Here is a 25004-nt window from a genome sequence, read left to right as displayed (position 1 = left end):
GGCCGGCTCAGTTCGCGTGGCCGGCGCGGTAGGCAGCCTCGGTGAGGGCGCCGACCCGGGAGCGGCGACGGCCGTAGGCGAGGTACACGAGGACGCCGGCGAGCATCCACACCCCGAACACGGCCCACGTCGTTCCGCCGAGGTTGACCATGAGGTAGACGCACGCGAGCGACCCGAGGACGGGCAGGATCGGTCCCAGCGGCACCCGGAACGTCCGCGGCAGGTCCGGGCGGGTCACCCGCAGGCAGATGACCGCGGCGTTGACGAGGCAGAACGCGAACAGCGTGCCGATGCTCGTCGCGTTCGCGAGCTCCCCGAGAGGGATCAGCGCGGCTGTGACCGCGACGAGCGCGCCGACGATGAGGGTGCCCCGCAGCGGGGTGCCGGTGCGCCGGGACACGACGCCGAACACCCGGGGGACCATCCCGTCGCGGGCCATCGTGAGCAGGATGCGCGACTGCCCGTAGAGGACGGTGATGACGACGGAGAAGATCGCGAGCACCGCCGAGGCGGCGAAGACGAGGACGACGACATCCGAGCGGGTGATCTCGTGGACGATCTGGACCAGGGGAGCGGCCGAGGTCTCGAACCACTCCCAGCGCCTGGCCCCGATCGCGGCGATCGCGACGAGCACGTACATCGTCGTGACGATGAGCATCGAGGCGATGATCGCCCGGGGCAGATCCCGCTTCGGGTTCTTCGCCTCCTCCCCGGCGGTCGAGGCGGCGTCGAAGCCGATGTAGGAGAAGAAGACGCTCGAGGCGGCAGCGCTCATCCCCGCCGCGCCCATCGGCAGCAGCGGGGTGAAGTTGCCGGCCCGGAACGCGGTGAACGCGACGAGGCAGAAGAACACGAGGATGCCGATCTTGACGAACACGATGACCGTGTTGACGAGTGCCGACTCCCTCGCGCCGCGCATGAGCAGCACCGTGGCCAGGGCGACGACGACGAGCGCCGAGACGTTGATGACCCCGCCCTCGGCCTCGGGCCCAGCGGTCAGCGACGGCGGCAGGTGGAGGCCGAAGATCCGCAGCGTCTCGTTGACGTAGTCGGCGGCACCGACCGCGACGGCGGCCACGGACACCGCGTACTCGAGGACGAGGCACCAGCCGCAGATCCAGGCGACGCCCTCACCCAGAGTGGCGTATGCGTACGAGTAGCTCGACCCCGACACCGGCACCATGCCCGCCATCTCGGCATAGCTGAGCGCCGAGAGCAGCGCGGTGACTCCGGCGAGGATGAACGCGATCCACACCCCGGGTCCGGCGATCGGCACCGCCTCGCCGAGGATGACGAGGATGCCCGTGCCCAGCGTCGCGCCGACACTGATCATCGTCAGCTGGAACACCCCGAAGGTCCGGCGCAGACCGGCGGACTGAGCCTCGCGGCTGTCGGCGACCATCGCGCTCATCGACTTCCGGCGCGTCAGCTGCCGGGTCAGGGGAGGACGGGAACGCGCCGAGGCGGGTGAGGTGTCATCGATGTATCGTTCGGCCACGACTGCACAGTCTAGACCCGCCGCCTCCGGCGCCGCGCATCGCCCCGAGGTGTGAGGGCATCACCCCGGTGAGGTGACAGGGCGACGCCCTCACACCTCGGGGGTGAACCGTCCGTCGTGGGCCATCCATCCGCCGTCGACGAGCTGCGAATGCCCCGTCACGTAGGAGGACGCATCCGAGGCGAGGAAGAGCACGGGCCCTGCGATCTCGTGGAGTCGTCCCCATCGGCCCAGGGTCGTCTTGTCCGCGTAGGCGTTCCACCACTCCTCGTCGGCCTTGATCTGCTGCGTGAGCGGGGTGTCGAAGGGCCCCGGCAGGATCGCGTTGACGCGCACCCCCTGCGGCCCGAGCTCACTGGACAGCGTCTTCGTCAGCTGGACGACTCCGGCCTTGGCCGCCGCGTAGATGCCCTGACCGGGTTCGACGGTGAGCGCGCGGAACGAGGCGAAGGTGATGATCGAGCCGCGGCCCCGCTCGGCCATCTCGGCGCCGAAGCCGCGCATCAGCCGGTACGTGCCCTTGAGGTTGATGTCGATGACCCGGTCGAACTCCTCGTCGGTCGTCGAGACGAGGCGCTTGCGGACGTTGGCGCCGGGGGTGACGACGAGCACCTCGGCGTCGGGATGGGCGGAGACCAGAGCGCTGACGGACTCACTGTCGGTGATGTCGACCTGCGCGGCCTCGGCGGGCGGACCCGACCGAGCGCTGTGCCCGCCGTGGGTGCGGGATGCGATGATCTCCACGGTCGCCTCGGCGCCGGAGAGGTTGAGGTCAGCGGCGACGACATGGGCACCGGCATCGGCGAGGCCGATGGCGCTCGCCTGGCCGAGTCCGGAACCCGCACCGACGACGACGGCGGTGCGGCCGCTGAGGTCGAACAGCGTGGGGATGGAGGGGTTGGCGTCGTTCGACGGTGCTGGATCCTGCGACATCGATCGTCCTTGCTCTCGAAAGGGATGTGGTGTGGACAACACTCAACCTATCAGCCCGGCGGCCACGACTTCCGACGTGAGCAGGGCCGGGCGGCAGGCACCGCGAGCACTGGCGCGTGCCCTCAGAACTGCCTGCTGTCGACGTACCGGGACTCGTCGGGCAGCTTGGCGAGGTCGTCCATGATGAAGTACGCGATCGCCTCCCGGAACGGGACGTCGCGCTGGCGGGCGTGGGCCATCGCGCGGCGGTGCTCGACGAACTCGTAGAAGATCTGCGCGGGCTCGAGCTTGTTCGCCAGGCTGCCGGGGATCGCGTCGATGAGGGGCTTGTAGACCTCGGCGAGCCAGATCCGGGCCGCCTCCTCCTCGCTGAGCTCGACGGGGGACCCGCCGGACCCATGGGCGCCGCCGAACCCGGGAGACGCGGCGAGGGAGCGGTCCGCCCCCGCCCGGGCCCTCTCGTCGGCTCCCGCCTCCGACCGGTAGGCGTCGAGGTCGTTGAGCATCGCCCGGGCCTGGTTCTCGTTCGCCCCGATCCCGGTCAAGCGCAGCAGCCGGCGCGAATGGTGGTTGGGCTCGACGACCTTCGGCTCGACGAGGAGACTGACCCCGTCGAGGTCGGTGGTGACGGTGAGCTCGCCGAGGTCGAAGCCGAGGTCGTTGAGGCGGCGGATGCGCTCGTCGATGCGCCAGCGCTCGTTGATCGCGAACTCCTCGACACGGGTGAGCTCGGCCCACAGCCCGTTGTACGCCTCGAGCAGCCGGTCGCTGGCCGCGAGCGGATCGACGCCCGGATCGACGACCCCGCCGGCCTGGAGGTCGAGGAAGTCCCCGGCGATGTTCGTCCGCGCGATCCGCAGATCCATCTCCCGCTGGCCGGGGGAGAGCTGATCGTGGAGCTCTCCGGTCTCGGCGTCGACGACGTAGGCGGCGTAGGCGTCGGCGTCGCGGCGGAACAGCGTGTTCGACAGCGACACGTCACCCCAGTAGAACCCGACGAGGTGGAGCCGGGCGAGGAGCACGGCGAGGGCGTCGACGAGGCGGCCGGTCGTGTCCTCGGCCAGCGAGCGGGAGAACAGGGCCCGGTACGGCAGGGAGAAGTCGAGGTAGGCGGTGATGAGGGCGCCCGGCAGGGGCTGACCGGAGTCGGTCACCCGGTTCGTGACGATCGCGCGGGTCTCGACGGTGGGCACGTCGAGGTTGCCGAGCACGCCGAGGATGTCGAACTCGCGCCGGGCCCGATCGTCCTCGGTCTCCTTGATCGCCAGGACCTCATCGCCGATCTCGACGAAGCGCACGACATGGCGGGAGATCCCGCGGGGCAGACCGCCGAGGAACTGCTCGGGCCAGTCCTTGAGCGGCAGATGCCAGGGCAGCTCGGCGATCGCCGCGTGGTCGGCGCGGTGGACCGCATGGATCCGCGGCGGTTCGGGCACGGGCACCGATCAGAGGTCCGCGTCCGAGCCCGAGGCGACGAGCGCCTCGGCGACCTCCGGCTTCTCCACCCCGATCAGCCGCCCGTTCTCGAGGTAGGCGATCCGGTCGCCGAGGACCTTCGCGTCCTCGAGGTTCGCGGTCGCGTAGAGGGTCGTCAGCCGGAACTCCTGCTGGAGGTCCTTGACGAGCCTGAGGGTGTCGGCCTGGTCCTCCGGCACGAGGTTGACGACGGGTTCGTCCATGATGAGCACCTTGGGCTGGCGGACGACGGCCCGGGCCAAGGCGATCGTCTGCCGCTGCAGCTGCGAGAGGTCCCCGGGCTTGGAGTCGAGGATGTCGCTGAGCCCGATCTTCGAGGTCACGGATTCGACGCGGGAGCGGATCTCCTCGTCGGGCAGCCCGTCGACGCGCAGGGCGAAGCCGAGGTTGTCGCGCACGCTCATGTGCGGGTAGAGGGCGTAGCTCTCGAGTGCGAGGGTCACGTCCCGGTCGTTGACCGCGGCCTGCGTGACGTCGACCCCGTCGATGAGGATCGAACCGGTCTTCGGCTGCTCGAGCCCGTGGAGCATCCTCAGGATCGTCGACTTGCCCGATCCGGTCGGGCCGTAGAGGACGAGGAACTCACCGTCGTCGATGAACAGGCTGAAGGGATGGACCGAGGGTGAGACGGTGTTCTCGTACGTGTGACTGAGGCCATTCAACGACACTGTTGACATACTTCCTCCTACGTTCGTCATGAGCAGCTGGTCGTCGGTGACCTGGCGGGGATGCTCAGTCCTGTCCATCCTAAGCGGAGGAGTCCGGGTGAGTCTCGCCGATCCCGGGGTGGCAGGGGTGATTCTCAGCACTGTGCCAGTCCGCCGACAGCCCCATGTCACCTGCCGGTCAGCTTGTGCTCATCCGCCCGCCGCGGCGCGGGCCGGCAGCGGCCAAGGTGCTCAAGGGGCGGGAGGTCCCGACAGTAGACTCTGCGGTATGAAGGTCAAGCTCGACGACGTCGCGGCCCGGGCGGGAGTGTCCCTGGCCACCGTCTCGCGGGTGCTCGGCAACCGCGGTCGGGTCGCCGCGGCGACCCGGGCGAGGGTCTTCGCGGCCATGGACGAGCTCGGCTACTCGCGGTCGACGCTGCTGCGGACCGCGCCGAGGCGGCTCGTGGCCGTCAGCGCCCCCGGCAACCCCGAGTACTGGCAGGTCCAGGTGTGCACCCGTGTGGCCACCGCCCTGCAGGACCACGGCCTGCTCATCACCCGCCCGCCGGTCGAGACCGAGACGGCTCCGCTCGAGATCGCCATCGCCGCCGGCGCGGTGGCGCTCGTCACCCCGACCCTGACCAGCCTGGGCACGGACATCCCGTGCATCAGGGTCGACGAGCAGTCGGCGGGAACCGCGGACGACTCGACCGGCGACATCATCGCCGCCCGCCTCGACCTCGGCGGCGGGATGACGACGGCCTTCGAGCATCTGCGCGCGATCGGGCACCGGCGCATCGGACTCATCTGCAACGACAGCGGTGAGCTCGCCGTGCAGCTGATCAGGCGGTTCCGCGCCGACCACCCGGCCCGCTCGTTCGGGCTCAACCTCGACGACTGGATCGCGCGGGTGCCCAAGTCCTTCTCCGGCGGGACCAGGGCCGCCCTCGAGCTCAAGGACGCGACCTGCACCGCCGTGATCGTCCAGTCCCAGCTCCAGCTGCACGGCGCGCTCCACGGTCTGCGCAGCCGACAGCTGCAGGTGCCCCGGGACATGTCGGTCGTCGGCTTCGGGGACTCGCCGACGATGCGGTTCACCGGCCCCCCGGCCACGGTGCTCGGCCTCGACCTCGACGGCCTCTCCCAGGCGCTCGTCGAGGCGACGCTGAGCACCCTGCGGATCACCGACGAGGCGTCCCGGTCGGTCCCGCCCGTGTTCCGGCCCCGCCTCTATGCCCGCGCCTCGACGACGGCGGCCCGCCGATGAACGGCACCCCCGGTCCGGACGAGTCCGTGCTCGCCCGACTGCGCCAGCACCGGACCGTGCGGCTCGGCGACATCGCCGCGATCGCCACGGTGTCGAAGGCGACGGCCTCGCGCGCCCTCCGTGACCCTGGCTCCGTCTCGGCGGCGTCGCTGGCGAAGGTGCGGCGGGCCCTGGCGGTCATGGGCGTCGAGGCGGAGGCGACGACGCGGCGAGAGATCCCGATGATCGCGCTCGCGCGTCCCTCGGTGCCGGCGGGCAACGTCGACCCCTATGCCCGGCTGTTCCAGATCCTCACCGACAGGATCTTCGCCCAGCGGATCGCCGCGGTCCACGTCGAGGCGGTTCCCGGCCGCGGCGACGACCTCGCCAGGTCGCTCGTCGGGGCCGACGGCACCGGTGAGAGCGTGGGCGCCGCCCTCGTCCTCGGCGGGGGAGCGGCCGGTGAGCTCGCCGCGCGGCTGCAGGAGCTGGGGCTGCCGCAGATCCGGATCTCCAACGCCCGGCACTCCGACGGGATCTCCCGCATCGTCCTCGACGCGGCCGACGGCATCGCCACCGCCGTCCAGCATCTCGTCCACCTCGGGCATCGCCGGATCGGGCTCGCCGTGCTCCGGGACTCCGCCGCCGCGGGCCGCATCGCCGCCTTCCGCAAGGCGATGGCGAGCATCCTCCACATCCCCGCCACCCGCGATCAGGCGCCCATCGTCGAGGCGACGGGCGGGACGATGGCCGGGGTCGCCGCGGCCGAGGAGCTGCTCGACGTCCGGTGCTCGGCGGTGATCGCGTGCGCGCCCTCGCTGTCGTTCGGGGTGCTCGAGGCGGCGGCCCGTGCACGCCTCGACGTGCCGCGCGACCTGTCCCTGCTCACGGTCGGGGACATGCCCGACGCCGATGTCATCGCCCCGCCCCTGTCGCAGGTCAGCTACGACTGGGAGACGGTGGCGGAGTCGGCCCTCCACGAGGTGCTGACGATGATGGCCGACCCCGCCGAGGCGGTCCCGGTCGACTACTCGATCACCCCGGACCTCGTGCTGCGGGCCAGCGCCGTCCCACCCCAGCGGCGGTGACGGCTCAAAGGCGGTGAAGGTTCAGCGGCGGTGACGGTTCAGGACCGCAGGCGCTCGCGCTCCTCGGCCAGGCGCAGCAGGAGCTCGGCGACCGCCTCGGGGTCCGCGATGCGCAGGCCCGCCCGGGTCGGCGAGGGCCCGACCTTGATCCCGACGCTGCCGGGCACCGATTCGAGCTGGGCGAACGCATCCTCGTCGGTGACGTCGTCGCCGAGGTAGAGGGTCGCCTGCGGGGCGAACGCCTCGGCGAGGATGTGCATCCCGTCGCCCTTCGTCGCGCGCTTGACCGAGAGCTCGACGATGTCGTGGCCCTCGATGACGCGGATGCCCGGGTGCTCCTTCTGCACCTGGACGACGTGCTCATGGAGGTCGGAGGCGAAGGTCTGGTCGAGGCCCCGGGTGTGCACGGTCCGGGCGAACGGCTTGTGCTCGACCCGGATCTCCATGTCGCTGTGCTCGGGCACCGTGTGCTCGAACGTCGCGATGTGGGAGTCGATCGCCTCGAGCATCTCCTGCTCGGCGGGGGTGAGCATGGGCGGGTCCTGGACGGCGGGTTCCCCCGCACCCGGGGCGCCGACCTCGGAGCCGGCCGCCGAGTCGCCGCGGATCGGGGAGACGACGTCGCCGTCGGCGCCGAAGTCCACCTCGGCGCCGTGCGAGCCGATCAGCCACACGCCGGGGCCGGGATCGGCGAGCCGACGCAGGGTCGCGGCGTCGCGGCCGGAGACGAGGGCCACCCGGGTGCCGGGGATCCGGCTCAGCCGGGCGATCGCCCGGGACGAGCCGTCGAGCATCCGGCTCGTCGCGGGATCGTCCTGCAGCGGGGCGAGCACGCCGTCGAAGTCGAGGCCGATGAGGAGGCGGTCCGCGCTCGCCAGGGCACGCAGGTCGACGTCGCCCACGGCGGTGAAATCAGGAGTGAGGGAAGCCACGGATGTCCTATGCGTCGAAGGAGCGGGGGGAGGCGGACGGGCTCGTCGCGGAGACGGTGCTGAAGCTCGCCCGGCTCTCGGTTCCCGATGTGGGATCGGCCGGGGCCGAGGCGCCCAGGGGCACGGTCGGACCCGAGGTCGACGCGGAGGCGACGGGCGGTGCCACCCCTGCGGCCTTGGGGTCGGCATCGGCCGGGGTCTCTGCGGTGGGTGCCGTCTCGGCGGCTTCCCGGTCGGGTGCCTCGGCGGTTTCCGGTACGGCGGCCTCGGGCGTCGGCGCGGCCTCGGTGGTCGCGGGAGCATCGGCCATGGTGGGTGCCGCCTCGGCGGCTTCCGTGGCGGCAGCCGTCTCCAGCGACGTCGGCACGATCTCGGAGGCCTCCTCGTCGATCGGGTCCGCGACGACCGGCTCCCCCCGGGTGACGTCGTCGGGGTGGGTGCGGATCGCGCGCAGCTCGGTGAGGAATCTCTGGGACCACACGCTCACGGTGTCGGAGGCGACCTTCTTGCGCATCTGGCGCATCCGGCGCCGCTTGGTCTTCGCATCCATGTGCACGGCGTCGACGATGCCGGCCTTGAGGTCGGCGATGTCGTGCGGGTTGACGAGCACGGCTCCGCGCAGCTGCTCGGCCGCACCCGTGAACTCGGAGAGCACGAGCACCCCGTCCTCGTCGGTCCGGCACGCGACGTACTCCTTCGCCACGAGGTTCATCCCGTCGCGCAGCGCGGTGACGAGCATGACGTCGGCGGCGAGGAAGAACGCGGTCATCTCGTCGCGGGGGTAGGAGTGGTGGAGGTAGTAGACGGCGATGTCGCCGACGTCCGCCTGCTCACCGTTGATGCGCCCGACCGCGAGCTCGACGTCGTGGCGGATGATCTTGTATTGCTCGAGCCGTTCGCGCGACGGGGTGGCGATCTGGATGAGGACGACGTCCTCGACCTTGAGCTTCTTCTCCGCGAGCAGCTCGCCGAAGGCCTTGAGCCGGTGCCGGATGCCCTTCGTGTAGTCCATCCGGTCGACGCCGAGCATGATGACCTTGGGGTTGCCGACCTCCCGCCGGATCTGCTCGGCCCGCTCGATGATCTTGGGGTCCTGGGCGAGCTCCTCGAGGAAGGGGGTGTCGATGGAGATGGGGAATGCCTCCGCGCGCACGATGTGGGCGGGCAGGGAATCCGAGGACGGCACCGAGACCGTCGATCCCTTGGTCATGTAGTTGAGCCGACCGCGCACCGCCCGGCGGAAGTTCGCGGCGTCGGCGGGACGCTGGAAGCCGATGAGGTCCGCGCCGAGGAGGCCCTGGAGGATCTGGTCGCGCCAGGGCAGCTGCGCGAAGAGCTCGTAGGGAGGGAACGGGATGTGGTTGAAGAACCCGATCGCCAGGTCGGGTCTGCGCTGGCGCACGAGCTGCGGCACGAGCTGGAGCTGGTAGTCGTGGACCCACACCGTCGCTCCCTCGGCGGCCACCTCGGCGACCCTGGCCGCGAAGCGCTTGTTGACGCGCACGTACGCCTCCCACCACTTGCGGTGGTACTCCGGGGTGACGATGACGTCGTGGTAGAGCGGCCACAGCGTCGCGTTGGAGAATCCTTCGTAGTACCTGAGCACGTCCTCACTGCTCAAGGTGACCGGGATCAGGTGCATGCCGTCGATCGTGAACGGGTCGAAGTCGACATCGGCGACGCCGGTCCAGCCGATCCACGCCCCTGCGTGGGCCTTCATCACCGGAGCCACGGCCGTGACCAGACCTCCTGGTGAGGTGCGCCATTCGGCGTCGTTGTCGGAGGTGTCCCGATCGACCGGGAGCCGATTCGCGACGACGACGAATTCGCTGTCGCCGTAGGTGGGCTTGCCGGCGGGCTCGGCAGAGTTGACGGTGTTCATCTGCGCCTCCTCTTGTGATGGTCCTTGGAAGAGAACTCTACTCGCTCGACTACCCTGGGAGTCGTGATGGTTCAGGATTTGGGTGGATACCGCCTCATCGAGGAGCTCGGCTCCGGTGGGATGGGTGTCGTGTACCTCGGGGTCGACGGCGGCAACAACCCCGTCGCCGTCAAGGTCCTCCATCCGCACATCGCCGGCGACGAGACCGCCAGGAAGCGCCTGGCCCGGGAGGTCCGGACCCTGCGCCGGATCCGGCACCCCCGCATCGCCGAGGTGCTCGACGCCGAGCTCGACTCCGAGCAGCCGTTCATCATCACCGAGTTCGTCGACGGTCAGACCCTGTCCGACGACGTGCGGGAGAACGGCCCCTTCGCCGAGGACGAGCTCGTCCACTTCGGCCATGCCCTCCTCGACGCGCTCAACGCCGTCCACGAGTCGGGCGTCATCCACCGCGACCTCAAGCCCGCCAACGTCATGATCATGGACGGCGAGCCGATGGTCATCGACTTCGGCATCGCCCAGGTCGCCGACGAGGTGCGGGTCACCGCCACCGGGCTCGTCATGGGCACGCCCGGGTACCTGTCCCCGGAGATCGCCGACGGCAAGTCCTCGAGCGAGAAGACCGACTGGTGGGGGTGGGCGGCGACGATGGCGTTCGCCGCCACCGGCCGCAACCCCTACGGCTCGGGTCCGCTCGAGGCCGTCCTCGGCCGCGTCGCCATGGGGAAGTTCGACCTCGAGGGGGCACCGCCCAATTTCATCCCCCTGCTGCGGGCCTGCCTCGACCCGAGGCCCGAACGCCGACCGAGCGGGCAGATGATCCTCGATGCCCTCGTCGACATCGAATCCGGCAGGCTTCCGCAGCTGGGCTCGGGGTCGCTCGCCCAGGGGATCGGCTCGTCGGGCCGGACGAACGGCGGCACGGCGGTCATGCCCGCGGTGCCCGCCGACGGCTCGACCCATCGGGGGACCGGCGCCGGGATGGCAGGAGCGGCGGGGCTCGGCGCCGCGGGCCTCGGTGCCGGTCTGGCCGGTTCCGGCACGGCCGGGCCCGGGTTCGCCGGGCCTGGGATGGCCGGCCCCGGGTCGGGATTGGGGGCGGGAGCGAACCGCCTCGACGGACGCGGCGGGATGTCGGGCCTCGGCGCCGAGGGACATGGATCCCTGCGCGGTGACTACTCCGGGCCCCAGGGCCATCCCGGGAGGCAGGGATATCCCGGGCGGCAGGACTTCGCCCCGCAGAATCCGGGCTCCGGGCCGCAGGGCCCTGGTCGACACCCGCAGGGCGTCGGCCAGGGGCCACAGGGCCACGGTCAGGTCGGGGGGCCGCAGGCTCAGCCCGTCTTCCGGGACGGATACCGACCCGGCCATGGGGCGCAGGCGTGGCCCGGCGCGGTCGGGCAGCCCGGCCAGGCCGGGCAGAACGGCCTGCAGCGGCAGTCGTACGTGCCCCAGCAGGGCATCCAGCAGCAGGGGCAGCACCAGCCGGGCTCGGGAGACCGGCCGCTGCCGCAGCAGGAATCCGAATGGGGTCCGGCTGCGGCCCGCCGCGTGCACACCGGAGGCTGGGTGGTGTTCGGGCTCATCGTCCTCGCCGTCGCGCTCATGCCGCTGAGCCCGCTGATCCTCTGCGGATTCTCGCTCCTGTGGTCGATCCTCGCCCGCACGGCCTCGCGTCTCGACCGCAAGACGCAGCGGTACCGCCTCGAGGGCGGAGGGGGCAGGCTGCGCTCGGTCGCCTCGGTGCCGGGATCCCTCCTCGCCTCGACCGCGACGTCCGCCGCGTCCTTCATCCTGCCGGCGGTCGCCGGCATCGCGACCCTCGTCCTCACCCGCCTCGACGTCGCGGGGATCGTCCCGGGATCGTACTCGGAGCAGTGGTCCGTGTGGGCCGCCGGAGCCGCCGGCGCCCTGGTGCTGTGGCTCGGCCCGGGGGCCGCGAGCCTCCGCTTCGGCTCGCGCCTGCTGGTGTCGGGGGCGACCCGGAACCAGCTCGGCCGGCTGATCGCCCTGGCGATCATCACCCTCCTCGTCCTGCTCGGCATCATGGTCATCCAGTCGGGAGCCGGAATGAACTGGTGGCCGCTGCCGGTCAGCCCGTTCGACTACCTGCCGGGGCCCGTGTAGGAGCGGGAGCGGGTGACGGCCGGTGCCTCTGCGGCGCCGGCGCTCGGCCGGCGGGGCCCGTCCGGGAGCGGGAGCGGGCTGTGGTTGAAAAGTGAATGAGTTCTGGGAATCGGTCATCGACTGCCTTCGGTAAGGTGTGTTCGTCGGGCTGAACCGATTCCCGCTGGTCCGAAGCCGGACCGTCGAACCGATCCAACGTGAGGAACAATGGCGAAAGACAACTCCGCAGAGCAGAGGCGGAACAGGGCGCGCGAGAACGCGCGCCAGATCGCAGCGGCCCAGGCGAAGAAGGAGAAGACCGCCAAGACGATCCTGTGGTCGGGCATCGTCGTCGTCGTGCTCGTGGTCGTCGCGGTCGTCGGCGTCCTCATCTTCCAGCAGGCACAGCCGGGCAAGACCCCCGCGAACCTCGTCGCCGGCGGAATCAGCCTCGCCAAGGGCAACACGGTCGTCCAGCCCAAGACGATGCCCGAGGGAGAGACCTCCGACCTTCCCACTCCGGCCGAGGCCGGGGTCAAGGAGAACGCCGCGACGGTGACCGTCTACCTCGACTTCCAGTGCCCCGGCTGCCGGTCCTTCGAGGAGACCAACTCCCCGACATTGATGAAGCTCGTCGAGGAGGGGACGATCATCCTCGAGTACAAGCCGATCGCGATCCTCGACCGCTTCTCCAACGGCAACGAGTACTCGACCCGCTCGGCCAACCTCGCCGCCTGCGTCATCGATTCGCAGCCCGAGGTCGCCTCCGATCTCATCTCGGCGCTCTTCGACCAGCAGCCCGAGGAGGGAACCGACGGTCGCACGGACGAGGAGCTGCTTCAGGTGGCCGAGGACGCCGGAGTCGACACGAGCAAGGCGCTGTCGGCCGATCCCGAGCAGACCGTCGAGCAGTGCGTGACCGAGCAGTCCTTCAAGAAGTACGTCGAGACGACGACCCAGGACGCCCTCGACTCGGGCGTGGAAGCCACCCCGTGGGTGCTCATCAACGGCGAGCAGACCGATCAGACCGGTGATCCGCAGGCCCTGACCTTGGAGATCCTCCGGGCCACGGGCGAGATCAAGGGCTGAGACCGCCTCGGCGACGCCAGCGGCGCGGGTCTTCGACCCGGCGGTGCCCCGCGCACCGCTCCGGCACGGCCCGGTCCCCGGCAGGGGCCGGGCCGTTTTGTCGCGGTTCGGGTGAATGGACTACGATCATCTCAGTCGTCGGCGGGTCTGCCGCGGCGCATCCCGCCTCCTTAGCTCAGTTGGTAGAGCACCGCTCTTGTAAAGCGAAGGTCGTCAGTTCGAGTCTGACAGGGGGCTCCATCGTCCGGGGGCGGTGTACCAGCACCGCCCCCGGCGGCGTTCCCGGACCATCGACCCCGTCGATGGCGCGGCGGGAGGGCCTCGACCTCTCGCGGCCTGTCGGCGCACAATGGACGACATGGATGCCGTTGACCTCCTCGCCGACCTGGCCCAGCGTCCCATCGACGCGGTCGCCGCCCTGCCCGCCCTGACCCCGGAGCAGCTCAACGCCCACCCGGCCGGTCATCCCAACTCCATCGCCTGGCTCCTCTGGCACACGGGACGCGAGGTCGACGTCCAGCTGGCCGACCTCACCGCTGATCCGCCTCGATGGGAGGAGTACCGGGCCCGCTTCGACCTCGGTGAGGTCGGGGAGACCATCGGCTACGGGCACTCCGCGGAGCAGGCGGGGTCGATCCGCGTCGAGGACCAGGATCTGCTCGTCGACTACCTCCGGGCCACGCTGACCGCGCTCCGGGACCATGTGCGCACGCTGTCCGCCTCGGTGCTCGACGAGGTCGTCGACGAGGGCTGGGACCCGCCCGTGACCCGTGGGGTGCGGCTGGTCTCGATCGTCGACGACGCGATCGCCCACGTCGCGCAGGCCGCCTACGCCGCGGGAGCCCTGACCTCGGCCCCGGAGGGGTGACCGACCGGCGCGGCGAACCCGAGCTCGGCAGGTCGCCTTGAGGACATCCACACCGTGCACCCAGTGAGATTCCAGGTTCGCCCAGTAGCGTGAAAAGCCCCCATCCGGGGGAGGCAGTCGAAGACTTTCCAGGAGGTTGACATGGGCTTGGGCGACAAGATCGGCAACAAGGCCGAAGAGCTGAAGGGCAAAGCCAAGGAGAAGGTCGGCGATGCCACTGACAATCCTGACATGCAGGCCGAAGGCACGGGCGAGAAGTACAAGGCCCACGCCAAGCAGGCAGGCGAGAAGGTGAAGGACGTCGGCCGCGACGCCAAGGACGACCTCGACAGGTAGTCCACCCTCACCACGGGCCCCCATCAGGCGATGGGGGCCTTGTCGCGCCCGCCGGCCCTAGGATGAGGCTGTCGGCCATCACCGAGGAGAGGCGAGGACCATGACAGCTGCGGACACGGGCCGGTACAGGCTCACCCCGATGCGCCCGCGCGATCCCGGGGAGCCGGGCCGGGCGGCGAGCTCGCTCGAGCTCTTCTTCGACCTCACCTTCGTCATCGCGGTCGCGATCGCCGCTGAGAACCTCCACCACGCGGTCTCCGCGGGCCACATCGCCGACGGCCTGACGGCGTACCTCATGATGTTCTTCGCGATCTGGTGGGCGTGGATGAACTTCACCTGGTTCGCCACCTCGTTCGACAACGACGACTGGCTCTACCGGGTGATGACGATCCTCCAGATGGGCGGGGTCCTCGTCCTGGCCGCCGGCATCGAGCCGGCGTTCAGTGACGGCGAGTTCCTCCTCACGGTCCTCGGCTACGTCCTCATGCGCGTCGTCATGATCGCGCAGTGGCTGCGGGCCTCCCGACGGGCAGGACCGGCCCGCCGGTCGACCATCGTCTACGCCTGCGGGATCGGAGTCGTCCAGATCCTCTGGCTGGCATGGCTGGCCGTTCCCGAGTCGATGGCACCGGTCAGCTTCCTCGTCCTCGCCCTCGCCGAGCTCTCGATCCCCGTCATCGCCGAGACCCGGGGAACGACGCCGTGGCATCCGCATCACATCACGGAGCGCTACAGCCTGTTCACGATCATCCTCCTCGGCGAGAGCCTGCTCGCCTCGTCGACCGCGATCTTCGAGGCCCTGTCCGACATCGAGGACCTCCTCCCGCTCATCGCGCTGGGCGTGCTCTGCCTCATCGTCACCGCGTCGATGTGGTGGATCTACTTCTGGCCCCCGCACCATCGGGCGATCACGGCGCTGCGCGGTTCGCTCATGTACGGCTACGGGCACTACTTCATCTTCGCCGCGGCGGGGGCGTTCTCCGCCGGGGTCGGCGTCGAGGTCGACTCCCAACTGGGCCACAGCTCGCTCGACCCGGTGCTCGCGACGTTCACCGTCTCCGTGCCGATCGCGATCTTCGTGCTCGGGGTCTGGCTCCTGGCGATCAGGGCCAACGCCGACGGCGTCGTCAACACGGTGGTCCCGGTGTGCGCAGTGCTGGTGCTGCTCGACCCCGTCATCCCGATTCCCACATTCCTCACCACCCTCTTCATGATCGTCATCGTCATCACCCTGGTGCTGCGTACCCCGAAAGCCGTCGAGGGGGACACGGGATCGACCGCGGCGGCTCCGGGCTGAACCGTCTCTCCACCCCTGGTCCGTGTCAGCTCCGTGTGCGACGCTGGTCACATGAACGATGAGCAGAACGATCCCACCGCTCCGACCATCCGCCGGGGCGTCGTCCCGCCCTACCTCCTCGACGCCATCGCCGAGCACGGGGCCGAGAGGTTCCCGCGCGCGGCCGCCGCGGCGAGAAGCTGCCGACCCACCGACATCGAGTGCCGCAGACTGCGCCGCGAGGGACTGCGACAACCACCCGTGCCCGAAGGGGTCCGGGAGGCCGTGCGAGCCGGCGCCGGGCTCACCCGACTCGTCCACGACGCCGAGAACCGCGAGGAGCTGCCCGGTGTCCTCGTGCGCAGCGAGGGCGAGGACCCCGTCGACGACGAGGCGGTGAACGAGGCCTACGACGGGCTCGGCGCCTCGTACCGGCTCTTCGCCGAGGTGTTCGGCCACGACTCCCTCGACGGCCGGGGAATGCCGCTGAGCGCCACCGTCCATTACGGTCAGGACTACGACAACGCGTTCTTCGACGGACGCCAGATGGTCTTCGGCGACGGGGACGAGCAGGTGTTCACCGGGTTCACCGGTTCGCTGAGCATCATCGGCCACGAGCTCAGCCACGGCGTCATCGCGCACACGGCGAACCTCGAGTACCAGGGCCAGCCGGGGGCCCTCAACGAGCATGTCGCCGATGTCTTCGGGGCGCTCACCGAGCAGTACGCGAAGGGTGAGGACGCTCGCAGCGCGAGCTGGCTGATCGGGGCGGGGATCTTCACCCCCGCCGTCAGCGGGAAGGCGCTGCGGAACATGCTCGAGCCCGGCACCGCCTACGACGACGACGTCCTCGGCAAGGACCCCCAGCCGGGCCACATGGACGACTACTTCGACACGGACTCGGACAACGGCGGAGTGCACCTCAACTCGGGCATCCCCAATCGTGCGTTCGCCTCGGCCGCGACGGCCCTCGGCCAGAACGCGTGGGAGACCGTGGGGCAGGTGTGGTTCTCGGTGCTCGCCGGCGATGACATCACCACGCGCACCGACTTCGCGCAGTTCGCCCAGATGACCATCGCCGAGGCGGCCGTGCAGTTCGGTGAGGGCACCGACGTCCACGACGCGGTCGTCCAGGGCTGGGAGACGGTGGGCATCCCGAGCGCCCGGGCACAGCGGGGCAACCACGGGAGCAGCTGGTGAGCACCGGGGACGAGCGCGAGTTCGGGCACCTCGTCGTCGAGCGCAGCGGCGGGATCGGCGGCTTCCGCCTCGTGTGGGACCTCGACATCGACCGCAGCTCCCGCCGGGAGGAGATCGGGGCGCGTGTGGCCGAGCTGCCCTGGCAGGAGGACACCGGGGCCGGGGGCCCGGACGTCGCATCGGGCGCGAGCGCCGAGGCGCCGGGGACGCGCACCCCCGGATCGGGCTCGCCGGGGGTTCCCGGCGGTGCGGACCGCTTCGTCTACGCGATCGAGAGCCGCTTCGGGCAGGTGCGCTTCGGGGAGGGAGAGCTGAGCGGGGAGTGGAAGCGGATCGTCGACGAGGTCCGGGAGATCACGGAGCCCGAACGCCGCCGTCCACAGTGAACCGCTCGGATTCCGGCCGTGGTCAGTCCGCGTCGCCGGAGTCGCCGGCGGCCGTTCCGCGCACCGGCTCGGAGTCGTCGGCGGCGCTCCGGCGCACGGGAGTCAACGTCGGCAGCTTGGGGACGACGTTGTCGCCCGAGGAGGCACCGCGCAGACGACGGGAGACCCAGGGGGCCAGGTGCTCCTTGGCCCACTTCGACTCCTCGGCCATCGCGGCCTTGATCGCGCGCGTCGGCCGGGCCGGCATCGCGAAGCCCTGCCCGGGGAGGGAGTGACCGCTCTCGAGCGTGGCCAGTGCCTGCCGCGCGACGAGGTCATGACCCTGGGGCGAGAGGTGGATGCGATCCTCGGCCCACATCTGCGGCGCGTAGACGGGACGCAGTCCCCACACATCGATCATGTGGCAGCCGTGCCGTTGGGCGATCGTCCACAGGTGCGAGTTGTAGATCCCGACCCGGGGGCGCATCGCCCGGATCAGCGGCGAGCTGATCTCGGTGTCGAATCCGGTGCACATGAGCACCTCGATGCCCTCGGAGCGGAGGGCGATGACCGCGCGTTCGAACTGATCGGCCAGTTCGTCGATGTCGGCCTTGGGCCGCAGGCAGTCGTTGCCCCCGGCGCAGAAGCTGACCAGATCGGGACGGAGATCGAGCGCCTTCGGGACCTGCTCGTCGACGATCTGGGCCAGCAGCCGCCCACGGATCGCGAGGTTGGCATACGTCAGGTCCGGGCTGCCGATCGGCGAGTCGACGAGCATCTGCGCCAGCCGGTCCGTCCATCCCCGGAACCGGTCGGGGACGTCCGGATCGTGGTCCATCAGGCCCTCGCTGAACGAATCGCCGACCGCGACATAGGAGGTGATGGTCTCGAGCATCCGCGGGTCCTTCTTCTCGTCATTCGTCTCCGTCCCCAAGCTACACGCGAACGACCGTCCTGTCCTCCGTCTCCGGGCTGAGATCCGCAGTGGCGTAGACTCGAACCGACACGGCGAGCAGCGCCGCCGCGCCCCTCGGCCAGCGCATCGACGCTGGTGAAACACCGATGCACCAGGAGCACAATGTATCGTTCGGTTCCCGTTCCCGCACTCGCGGACTTCGCCATCGTCAACGCGCACATCGTGCCCGTCGCCGACACCCACGGGCAGCGCGCCGAACCCATCGAATCAGGAACGATCCTTGTCACCGGCCAGACGATCGCGGCCGTCGGCGACTCCTCCCTCGACCTGCCCGCAGGCATCGAGACCATCGATGCCGGCGGACGCTGGGTGCTGCCCGGATTCATCGAAGCCCACGGTCACCTCGGCGTCCATGAGGACGGGGAGGGCTGGTCCGGCGACGACACGAACGAGATGACCGATCCCAACGGAGCGGGCCTGCGGGCCCTCGACGCCATCGACCCGAACGACCTCGGCTTCAAGGACGCACTGCGCGGAGGCGTCACCTCGGCGCTGATCAAACCCGGCTCGGGCAATCCGATCGGCGGACGCACCGCCTTCGTCAAGACCTGGGGGCGGATCGTCGACGAGATGCTCGTGACCCAGGACCTGTCCGTGAAGTCGGCGCTGGGGGAGAACCCGAAGCGCGTCTACGGGGAGAAGAAGGCCGCACCGTCGACGCGGATGGGTACCGCGAAGGTCATCCGCGACGCGTTCGTCGAGGCGCAGAACTACCGCGCCAGGCGGGACCATGCCGCGACCGAGGGCACACCGTTCGAGCGCAGCCTCGTCCACGAGACCCTCGCCGACGTCCTCGACGGGAAGCTCGCCTGGGACCAGCACTGCCATCGCGCCGACGACATCGCCACGGCCATCCGGCTGGCCGAGGAGTTCGGCTACCGGCTGATCATCAACCACGGCACCGAGGGGCACAGGGTCGCCGACTACATCGCCGCCAAGGGCATCGACGTCATCCTCGGACCGCTGATGACGTCGCGGTCGAAGGTGGAGCTGCGCGACCGCACCCTGGCCACCGCGGCGGCGCTCGCCGAGGCGGGAGTGCGCATCGCGCTGACCACCGACCACCCGGTGATCCCGATCAACTTCCTCGTCCACGAGGCGTCACTGGCCGTCAAGGAGGGCCTCGACCCCGTCGTCGCGATCGAGGCGCTGACGATCAACCCGGCCGCGATGCTCGGACTCGACGATCGGCTCGGGTCCCTGGCCCCGGGCAGGGACGCCGACCTCGTCGTCTGGTCCGCGGACCCGCTCGACCTCGACTCCCGCGCCGAGCAGGTCTTCGTCTCCGGACGCAGGGTCTACGAATTCGACGCCGAGACGGGCACGGCGGACGTCGCCGACCCGTTCGGCCCGACTCTCATCAGCGAGCCGTGACGAACGACCGCAGCGACGAGGCCACCACCGCCGAGGTTCCTCTCAGGCGCGCGGCCCCGGCCGCGGGCACTGCGCCTCGGAACGAGAGCGCCGGCGAGGCGCCGGACGAGCGGGCCGGTGCGGCGCCGGATGAGCGGGTCGGCGCGGGGAAGGGATCCTCTGAGCGACCGATTCGGGGATCCGCGGCGCGGCCGGGTCAGGGCTCGCAGGCGCTGCGTGAACTCCTCGACCGCGCGCGGCAGGAGTCCGCGCGCGGAGGCAACGGGGCGAAGGCGAAGACGAAGTCCGAGCAGCGCGGCGCCTCCCAGCGGGTCGCCCAGCGGGTGGCCCGGCGCACCGTGGGCAAGCTGGTCTCCGGCACGTCCGTCAACACCCAGCCGGTGCCGATCATCACGGCCCTCAAGGGAACCCCGTATCAGGCGCCGGTCCAGGCGAGCGAGCCGAGCGAGGACGAGGCGAGGATGGTCCTCGACCTCGCCGCCGACATCGCCGCGATCATGATGCGCGCGGGCGCGGGGTCGAGCGACGTCGAGGTGTCCGTCATCGCCGCGTGCACCGCATGCGGTCTCGCCACCGTCGAGGTGGACCTGACCTCGAACACGCTCGTCGTCCACTACTCGACGTCCGACGGTCGTCTGCTCACCGTCATGCGCGTCAACCGCGGCGAGTCGACGCACTACGCGAAGCTCGCCTCCGTCCACAAGCTCGTCTCCGACCTCGTCGACGGGACGTTGGGGTTCCACGAGGCCCGCAACCGCCTCGACGCCATCCGCTCCCAGCGCCGGCCGTTCCAGGAGTGGTTCGTCACCGCGGCCTGGGGGCTGCTGGTCGGCAGCGTCGTCCTGCTGTTGGGCGGGGGCCTGGTCGCCATCGGCCTCGGCGTCGTCATGGCTCTGCTCGTGTTCGAGCTCGGGAAGTACATCGGGCGCACGAGCCTGCCCCCGTTCTTCATCACCGTCATCCAGGCCGCGGTCGCGACGCTCATCGCCATGGCCGCGTGGAACTTCGATCTCGTCGACGCCCCGCAGTACCTCGTGGCCGCAGGGGTCGTCCTCCTGCTGCCCACGCAGGCGCTCTTCTCCGCCGTCCAGGACGCCCTGACGAACTTCCCACTCACCGCGGCCGGGCGGATCATCGGGGTGTTCATGTCGTTCGCCGGCATCATCTCGGGGCTGGCCATCGGGCTCGTCTGCGGACGCGCGATCGGACTCGACCCGATCGAGGTCCTCGTCCCGCGCACGAACATCCACGTCGTCGCGGCGATCATCACCATGGCCGCCGCCGCGATCGTCGCGATGGCCGGAGCCGTGGGCATGCAGGCGACCCGCCGGTTCATCCTGCCGGCGGCCTTCGTCGGCCTGGCCTCGCACATCACGATGATGACCCTGACCCTGCTCGACGTCGACAACGTCCTCGCCAGCCTCCTCTCGGCGACGGTCGCCGGATTCCTCTCCCGGCCGCTCGCGCTTCGCCTCGGCGCGCCGGCGATCGTGCTGACGATTCCGGCGATCTACACCCTGCTCCAGGGGCTGGCGATCTTCACCGCCGTCTACCAGATCGTCGCCGAGTCCGACACGACCTCGTTCGCGGTCGGCCTCTCGGCGCTGTTCACCGCGATCGTCGCCAATGCCGCGCTCGCCGTCGGCGCGGTCCTCGGCGGCTACCTGTCCCGGCCCCTGCAGCGGAAGAAGGCCAAGGCCGACACCGCCGCCGAGGAGGCCAGGGGACCCGAGTCGGCGCGCGGGCCCGACACCGTCCGGGGAGCGTGATCGATCAGCCGAGGGCCCAGTCGATGGGCGCGATCCCCTTCTGGGCGAGCAGCTCGTTCGTCCGGGAGAAGGGCCGGGAGCCGAAGAACCCGCGGCTGGCCGACAGGGGAGACGGGTGCGCGGATTCGATGATCGCGACCTCGGAGCGGCCCGCCCTCAGCATCGGCGCCAGCTTGCGGGCATCGTTGCCCCAGAGGATCGCGACGAGCGGCCGGTCCCGGTCGACCAGCGCCCTGATCGCGTGGCCCGTCACCTCCTCCCAGCCCTTGCCGCGGTGGGACGCCGGTTCGCCCGGACTCACCGTGAGCACCCGGTTGAGCAGCATGACTCCCTGCCGTGACCAGGCACGCAGGTCCCCGTGCGGGGCGGGGGCGACACCGAGGTCGGACTCGAGCTCGCGGTAGATGTTCACGAGCGACCGCGGCAGCGGCCGGACTTCGGGGTCGACGGCGAACGACAGTCCGATCGGATGTCCGGGAGTGGGATAGGGATCCTGACCGACGATGAGGACCTTCACCTCGGCGAGGGGCTCCGCGAACGCGCGGAAGATGCGATCACCGGCGGGGAGGTAGGAACGGCCGGCGGCGATCTCCGCGCGCAGGAAGTCGCCCATGGCGTGGATGTCGTCCTCCACCTCGCTCAGCGCTGCGGCCCAATCCGGGGACATGATCGTCGACAGACTCATGGTCGCGATTCTAGGTCACGGTCGTCCCGCCTCGACGCAGACGGGATGTGCGTGAACGCGCAGCCGGGAGGCATTCTTCTCACGTGGGGGCAGGCGATATGCTCGGGTGGAGGATTCTCCACGCAGCGTTGTCGAAAGGACCACAATGTCGCAATTCCCCCAGGCCGAGGACTGGAAGATGCTCATCGGCGGCGAGTGGGTCGATGCCGCCGACGGTGCGCGCACCGACGTCATCACTCCCATCGATCGCAATGTCGTCATCGCCACGGTTCCCAATGGCAAGGAGGCCGACGCCGATCGTGCCGTCGCCGCCGCGCGCAGCGCCTTCCCCGCCTGGGCCGCTCTGCCGTTCAAGGAACGCCAGAAGATGCTCGTCGCCTGCGCCGACGCCCTCGAGGCCGGCTCCGAGGAGCTCGCCCAGCTGACCGCGCTCGACACCGGCAACGCGATCCGCACGCAGGCGCGCCCCGAGACCGTCATCCTCGCCGATCTCTTCCGCTACATGGGCGGAGTCGCGGGCGAGGTCAAGGGCAACACCCTGCCGGCGGGCGACTCGCAGCTGCAGTACACGAAGCGCGTGCCGCTCGGCGTCGTCGCGGGGATCCTGCCGTGGAACTCGCCGCTGATGATCGCCGCGTTCAAGACCCCGGCCGCGCTCGCCGCCGGCAACACCGTGGTGCTCAAGTGCGCCGAGGACGCGCCCCTGACGATCCTCAAGATGGCCGAGCTCATCTCCGACATCCTCCCGGCCGGCGTCCTCAACGTCGTCACCGGGAAGGGCTCGGTCATCGGCGAGGCCCTCAACCAGCATCCGGGAGTCGACAAGGTCTCCTTCACCGGCTCGACGAGCATCGGTCGTCACGTCGCCGAGGTGGCCGGCGGACGCCTGGCCCACTCGTCGATGGAGCTCGGCGGCAAGAGCCCGAACATCATCTTCCCCGACTCCAATGATCAGGACACGCTCGAGCAGGTGCTGCTCTCGACCCGCTTCGCTCGGCAGGGTCAGTCCTGCACGATGGGCTCGCGCCTGTTCCTCCACGAGGACATCTACGACGACTTCCTGTCCAAGCTCGTCGACGCCGTGTCGGCGATGAAGGTCGGCGACCCCCGCGACGAATCCTCCGACATCGGCTGCATCATCAACCAGAAGCAGTACGACCAGGTCGCGTCCTACATCGAGATGGGCAAGTCGATGGAGGGAGTGGAGGTCGCCTATGACGGTTCCGACTCCCTCGAGGTCGGCGAGCCCGGCTTCTACCACGCCCCCGTCATCTTCTCGAAGGCGAAGAACGACTGGCAGACGAGTCAGGAGGAGATCTTCGGGCCCGTCCTGTCGGTCATCCCCTGGAAGGACGTCGACGAGGTCGTGCGGATGGCCAACGACGTCGAGTTCGGCCTCGCGGCCTACGTGTTCACGAAGAACATCGACGCGGCGCTGTCGCTGGCCGACAGGATCGACTCGGGCTGGATCCAGATCAACCAGGGAGGCGGCCAGCAGGCCGGCCAGTCCTACGGCGGCATGAAGACCTCGGGCTTCGGCCGTGAGGCCTCGCTGGAGGGCATGCTCGAAGGGTTCACCCAGATCAAGCAGGTCAACATCCGGATCCGGTGACCTCAGGTGCGTGCGGAGGGCAGGGGGATCGTCGTCTCCCTGCCCTCCGCCGTGAGGTCTGCATGCCGGACGATGGGGTCTGCGCGGCGGACGATATGAGGTCTCGGGTCCCCGCGAATCGAAGCCCCGGCAGCCCCGAATGTGAGGGGCGCGGCACGCCCGTGGAATGACAGTCCTGTCATTCGGGCGATAATATGATCAGCAACGATCACTCCGAAGGAGCACACCCTCTATGCCGCGCACCGAAGACACCCCTGAACTCAGCGAACTCGAGGTGTCCGTTCTGGAGTTCGAGCGGCGATGGTGGAAATACGGCGGCGCCAAGGACCATGCCATCCGTGAGCGGTTCGACATGTCCGCCACCAGCTACTTCCAGATCCTCAACTCACTGCTCGACAACCCGGCGGCGCTGGCCAGCGATCCCATGCTGGTCAAGCGGCTGCGCCGGATCCGCTCCACGCGGCAGAGCGAACGCGCCCAGGCCCGGGTCTCGAGGTGAGCATGAACGACGATCTCGACGACGTCCAACCGGGACGTCGCAGCGGCGCGCATCGCCAGGAGGCCACAGCGCGGTCGAACATGGGCGCGATCGCCCTGGTCATCGTCATCGCCCTCGTCGCGGTGCTGCTCGTGGTCGCCGCGATCAACATCATCACCTCGTCGATGCGCGACCCCGAGTCGAACGTCGCGGAACCCGCTCCCACCACCTCCTCCGCCCCGGCCACCCCGACTCCCACCGAGAGCGAGGTCAGCGTCGTCGACTCCTCGCTCGAGGTCGACGTCCTCAACGCATCCGGTGTCTCCGGGGCCGCGAAGAAGTTCTCCGAGGCCGTGGAGAAGAAGGGGTGGAAGCTCGGGACCGTGGGCAATCACTCGACGTCCCGCTCCGACTCGGTCGTGTACTACGCGGAGGAGTCGAACGCCGCGCAGGCGAAACTCGTCGCCGATTCCCTCGGCATCGAGGCGACCGAGCAGTCGGGGGACTTCACCTCCGACCTCACCGTGGTCATCTGCTCGGACATTGCCCGACGAGGGCCGGAGCCGGCCGCGGGCGCGCCGAGCGAGAGCTCGTCCCAGGACACCGGGGAGACGTCCGGCCTCGGCGAGCAGTGAGAGTCTGACCTGCTCACGCGCGGGTATTCAGCCCCCCAGGTAACGAATCGATAACAGTGATCGGCCGCGGGTCGCCGATGACCGGCCTGCGGTAGAGTGGCACCAGCTAGGCAAGCACTTCCACCTTGTGTTCTGTTCGTGCTTCACCGAGATCATTCTCCAGAGGTATTGGAGGGAATCCGCGGGGTCCGTTGAGTTTTACTAGCGTCCGCCCATGCTGCCCGTCAGCGGACGGCGGAATGGAATCGACACTGCATTGTATGGAGAAGTAATGGCACAAGGTACCGTCAAGTGGTTCAACGCTGAAAAGGGATACGGCTTCATCACCCTCGAAGGCGAGAACCAGGACGTGTTCGTCCACTGGAGCGCCATCCAGATGGACGGCTACCGGGCCCTCGAAGAGGGTCAGCGAGTTGAGTTCGAGGTCGGAGAGGGGCAGAAGGGTCCACAGGCGGAATCCGTCACCCTCCTCTGAGATCCGAGAGCCTGATGTCCGGGCTCGGAAACGACAAGGACTTCGCTGCGGCGGG

Annotated in this window: 22 protein-coding genes, 1 tRNA gene and 1 pseudogene; 16 read left to right on the top strand and 8 right to left on the bottom strand. The window is 69.8% G+C overall.

Annotation, left to right across the window (positions count from 1 at the left end):
• Positions 1-7: 7 nt before the first annotated feature.
• The 4 genes from DFO65_RS07170 to DFO65_RS07155 form a co-directional block, all read right to left on the bottom strand.
• Entirely contained in the window at positions 8-1411 is a 1404-nt protein-coding gene (locus DFO65_RS07170; RefSeq protein ID WP_428844220.1) for an amino acid permease, read from the bottom strand.
• A 177-nt stretch (positions 1412-1588) separates the two neighbouring features.
• Complete coding sequence (locus DFO65_RS07165; RefSeq protein WP_113903736.1) at positions 1589-2431, bottom strand: SDR family NAD(P)-dependent oxidoreductase; 843 nt, start codon at positions 2429-2431, stop codon at positions 1589-1591.
• Between the two features lie 122 nt (positions 2432-2553).
• The gene (locus tag DFO65_RS07160) at positions 2554-3867 is read right to left on the bottom strand and encodes a DUF4032 domain-containing protein (RefSeq protein ID WP_245940524.1); all 1314 of its coding nucleotides are present in this window, start codon (positions 3865-3867) and stop codon (positions 2554-2556) included.
• Between the two features lie 9 nt (positions 3868-3876).
• Positions 3877-4584, bottom strand: a complete 708-nt coding sequence (locus DFO65_RS07155) for an ABC transporter ATP-binding protein (RefSeq protein WP_245940523.1) — start codon at positions 4582-4584, stop codon at positions 3877-3879.
• Positions 4585-4843: 259 nt separating this feature from the next.
• On the opposite strand from DFO65_RS07155, the gene DFO65_RS07150 reads away from it, so the two are divergent.
• Entirely contained in the window at positions 4844-5824 is a 981-nt protein-coding gene (locus DFO65_RS07150) for a LacI family DNA-binding transcriptional regulator (protein WP_113903733.1), read from the top strand.
• Positions 5821-6891, top strand: a complete 1071-nt coding sequence (locus DFO65_RS07145) for a LacI family DNA-binding transcriptional regulator (RefSeq protein WP_113903732.1) — start codon at positions 5821-5823, stop codon at positions 6889-6891. Before DFO65_RS07150 ends, DFO65_RS07145 begins: the two co-directional genes overlap by 4 nt.
• Positions 6892-6929: 38 nt before the next feature.
• On the opposite strand, the gene DFO65_RS07140 is transcribed toward DFO65_RS07145, so the two are convergent.
• Positions 6930-7823, bottom strand: coding sequence for a trehalose-phosphatase (locus tag DFO65_RS07140; RefSeq protein ID WP_181778657.1), 894 nt, complete (start codon positions 7821-7823; stop codon positions 6930-6932).
• Between the two features lie 429 nt (positions 7824-8252).
• A pseudogene (locus DFO65_RS07135) lies at positions 8253-9705 on the bottom strand (alpha,alpha-trehalose-phosphate synthase (UDP-forming)); the annotation flags it as partial.
• A 66-nt stretch (positions 9706-9771) separates the two neighbouring features.
• Here DFO65_RS07135 and DFO65_RS07130 point away from each other — a divergent pair.
• The 8 genes from DFO65_RS07130 (at position 9772) to DFO65_RS07095 (ending at position 16966) form a co-directional block, all read left to right on the top strand.
• Positions 9772-11832 (top strand): serine/threonine-protein kinase, encoded by a 2061-nt coding sequence (locus DFO65_RS07130; protein ID WP_113903730.1) that lies wholly within the window; start codon positions 9772-9774, stop codon positions 11830-11832.
• Positions 11833-12039: 207 nt separating this feature from the next.
• On the top strand, positions 12040-12900 hold the full coding sequence (locus DFO65_RS07125) for a DsbA family protein (protein ID WP_113903729.1): 861 nt from the start codon (positions 12040-12042) through the stop codon (positions 12898-12900).
• A 164-nt stretch (positions 12901-13064) separates the two neighbouring features.
• Positions 13065-13140, top strand: a tRNA-Thr gene (locus DFO65_RS07120).
• 118 nt (positions 13141-13258) lie between these two features.
• Positions 13259-13768 (top strand): mycothiol transferase, encoded by a 510-nt coding sequence (locus DFO65_RS07115; protein ID WP_113903728.1) that lies wholly within the window; start codon positions 13259-13261, stop codon positions 13766-13768.
• Between the two features lie 141 nt (positions 13769-13909).
• Positions 13910-14104 carry a CsbD family protein gene (locus tag DFO65_RS07110; RefSeq protein ID WP_113903727.1) on the top strand — a complete coding sequence of 65 codons (195 nt, stop codon included), beginning with the start codon at positions 13910-13912 and terminating at the stop codon, positions 14102-14104.
• Positions 14105-14204: 100 nt separating this feature from the next.
• The gene (locus DFO65_RS07105) at positions 14205-15401 is read left to right on the top strand and encodes a low temperature requirement protein A (RefSeq protein WP_220151248.1); all 1197 of its coding nucleotides are present in this window, start codon (positions 14205-14207) and stop codon (positions 15399-15401) included.
• 51 nt (positions 15402-15452) lie between these two features.
• Positions 15453-16580 carry a M4 family metallopeptidase gene (locus DFO65_RS07100; protein ID WP_113903726.1) on the top strand — a complete coding sequence of 376 codons (1128 nt, stop codon included), beginning with the start codon at positions 15453-15455 and terminating at the stop codon, positions 16578-16580.
• The gene (locus tag DFO65_RS07095; RefSeq protein ID WP_113903725.1) at positions 16577-16966 is read left to right on the top strand and encodes a hypothetical protein; all 390 of its coding nucleotides are present in this window, start codon (positions 16577-16579) and stop codon (positions 16964-16966) included. Before DFO65_RS07100 ends, DFO65_RS07095 begins: the two co-directional genes overlap by 4 nt.
• 22 nt (positions 16967-16988) lie before the next feature.
• Here the strand turns inward: DFO65_RS07095 and DFO65_RS07090 are convergent, their stop codons facing one another.
• Positions 16989-17840 carry an SGNH/GDSL hydrolase family protein gene (locus tag DFO65_RS07090; protein ID WP_113903911.1) on the bottom strand — a complete coding sequence of 284 codons (852 nt, stop codon included), beginning with the start codon at positions 17838-17840 and terminating at the stop codon, positions 16989-16991.
• Positions 17841-18023: 183 nt separating this feature from the next.
• Between DFO65_RS07090 and DFO65_RS07085 the strand changes: the two genes are divergently transcribed.
• Both DFO65_RS07085 and DFO65_RS07080 read left to right on the top strand, forming a co-directional pair.
• Positions 18024-19295, top strand: a complete 1272-nt coding sequence (locus DFO65_RS07085) for an amidohydrolase (protein ID WP_113903724.1) — start codon at positions 18024-18026, stop codon at positions 19293-19295.
• The gene (locus DFO65_RS07080) at positions 19292-21064 is read left to right on the top strand and encodes a threonine/serine exporter family protein (protein WP_113903723.1); all 1773 of its coding nucleotides are present in this window, start codon (positions 19292-19294) and stop codon (positions 21062-21064) included. The genes DFO65_RS07085 and DFO65_RS07080 overlap by 4 nt, the downstream gene beginning before the upstream one ends.
• Positions 21065-21068: 4 nt before the next feature.
• Here DFO65_RS07080 and DFO65_RS07075 read toward each other — a convergent pair whose 3' ends face one another.
• Positions 21069-21749 carry a uracil-DNA glycosylase gene (locus DFO65_RS07075; protein WP_113903722.1) on the bottom strand — a complete coding sequence of 227 codons (681 nt, stop codon included), beginning with the start codon at positions 21747-21749 and terminating at the stop codon, positions 21069-21071.
• A gap of 145 nt (positions 21750-21894) precedes the next feature.
• Between DFO65_RS07075 and DFO65_RS07070 the strand changes: the two genes are divergently transcribed.
• From DFO65_RS07070 to DFO65_RS07055, 4 genes are all read left to right on the top strand, one after another.
• The gene (locus DFO65_RS07070) at positions 21895-23361 is read left to right on the top strand and encodes an aldehyde dehydrogenase family protein (protein ID WP_113903721.1); all 1467 of its coding nucleotides are present in this window, start codon (positions 21895-21897) and stop codon (positions 23359-23361) included.
• A gap of 232 nt (positions 23362-23593) precedes the next feature.
• Complete coding sequence (locus DFO65_RS07065; protein WP_113903720.1) at positions 23594-23860, top strand: DUF3263 domain-containing protein; 267 nt, start codon at positions 23594-23596, stop codon at positions 23858-23860.
• 2 nt (positions 23861-23862) lie between these two features.
• Positions 23863-24474 carry a LytR C-terminal domain-containing protein gene (locus DFO65_RS07060; RefSeq protein WP_113903719.1) on the top strand — a complete coding sequence of 204 codons (612 nt, stop codon included), beginning with the start codon at positions 23863-23865 and terminating at the stop codon, positions 24472-24474.
• 271 nt (positions 24475-24745) lie between these two features.
• Positions 24746-24949, top strand: coding sequence for a cold-shock protein (locus DFO65_RS07055; RefSeq protein ID WP_113903718.1), 204 nt, complete (start codon positions 24746-24748; stop codon positions 24947-24949).
• Positions 24950-25004: the final 55 nt, after the last annotated feature.

The sequence above is a fragment of the Brevibacterium sanguinis genome, from assembly GCF_003315415.1.
In the GTDB taxonomy this organism is placed as follows: domain Bacteria; phylum Actinomycetota; class Actinomycetes; order Actinomycetales; family Brevibacteriaceae; genus Brevibacterium; species Brevibacterium celere_A.
This window is presented reverse-complemented; position numbering and strand designations above follow the sequence as displayed.

Bases quoted from the DNA above. Each gene is read 5' to 3' on its own strand.
- DFO65_RS07155 (WP_245940523.1), bottom strand. From the start codon at position 4,584: ATGTCAACAGTGTCGTTGAATGGCCTCAGTCACACGTACGAGAACACC.
- DFO65_RS07060 (WP_113903719.1), top strand. From the start codon at position 23,863: ATGAACGACGATCTCGACGACGTCCAACCGGGACGTCGCAGCGGCGCG.
- DFO65_RS07150 (WP_113903733.1), top strand. From the start codon at position 4,844: ATGAAGGTCAAGCTCGACGACGTCGCGGCCCGGGCGGGAGTGTCCCTG.
- DFO65_RS07075 (WP_113903722.1), bottom strand. From the start codon at position 21,749: ATGAGTCTGTCGACGATCATGTCCCCGGATTGGGCCGCAGCGCTGAGC.
- DFO65_RS07105 (WP_220151248.1), top strand. From the start codon at position 14,205: ATGACAGCTGCGGACACGGGCCGGTACAGGCTCACCCCGATGCGCCCG.
- DFO65_RS07110 (WP_113903727.1), top strand. From the start codon at position 13,910: ATGGGCTTGGGCGACAAGATCGGCAACAAGGCCGAAGAGCTGAAGGGC.
- DFO65_RS07090 (WP_113903911.1), bottom strand. From the start codon at position 17,840: ATGCTCGAGACCATCACCTCCTATGTCGCGGTCGGCGATTCGTTCAGC.
- DFO65_RS07065 (WP_113903720.1), top strand. From the start codon at position 23,594: ATGCCGCGCACCGAAGACACCCCTGAACTCAGCGAACTCGAGGTGTCC.
- DFO65_RS07145 (WP_113903732.1), top strand. From the start codon at position 5,821: ATGAACGGCACCCCCGGTCCGGACGAGTCCGTGCTCGCCCGACTGCGC.
- DFO65_RS07125 (WP_113903729.1), top strand. From the start codon at position 12,040: ATGGCGAAAGACAACTCCGCAGAGCAGAGGCGGAACAGGGCGCGCGAG.
- DFO65_RS07165 (WP_113903736.1), bottom strand. From the start codon at position 2,431: ATGTCGCAGGATCCAGCACCGTCGAACGACGCCAACCCCTCCATCCCC.
- DFO65_RS07070 (WP_113903721.1), top strand. From the start codon at position 21,895: ATGTCGCAATTCCCCCAGGCCGAGGACTGGAAGATGCTCATCGGCGGC.
- DFO65_RS07085 (WP_113903724.1), top strand. From the start codon at position 18,024: ATGTATCGTTCGGTTCCCGTTCCCGCACTCGCGGACTTCGCCATCGTC.
- DFO65_RS07170 (WP_428844220.1), bottom strand. From the start codon at position 1,411: ATGAGCGCGATGGTCGCCGACAGCCGCGAGGCTCAGTCCGCCGGTCTG.
- DFO65_RS07130 (WP_113903730.1), top strand. From the start codon at position 9,772: ATGGTTCAGGATTTGGGTGGATACCGCCTCATCGAGGAGCTCGGCTCC.
- DFO65_RS07115 (WP_113903728.1), top strand. From the start codon at position 13,259: ATGGATGCCGTTGACCTCCTCGCCGACCTGGCCCAGCGTCCCATCGAC.
- DFO65_RS07055 (WP_113903718.1), top strand. From the start codon at position 24,746: ATGGCACAAGGTACCGTCAAGTGGTTCAACGCTGAAAAGGGATACGGC.
- DFO65_RS07100 (WP_113903726.1), top strand. From the start codon at position 15,453: ATGAACGATGAGCAGAACGATCCCACCGCTCCGACCATCCGCCGGGGC.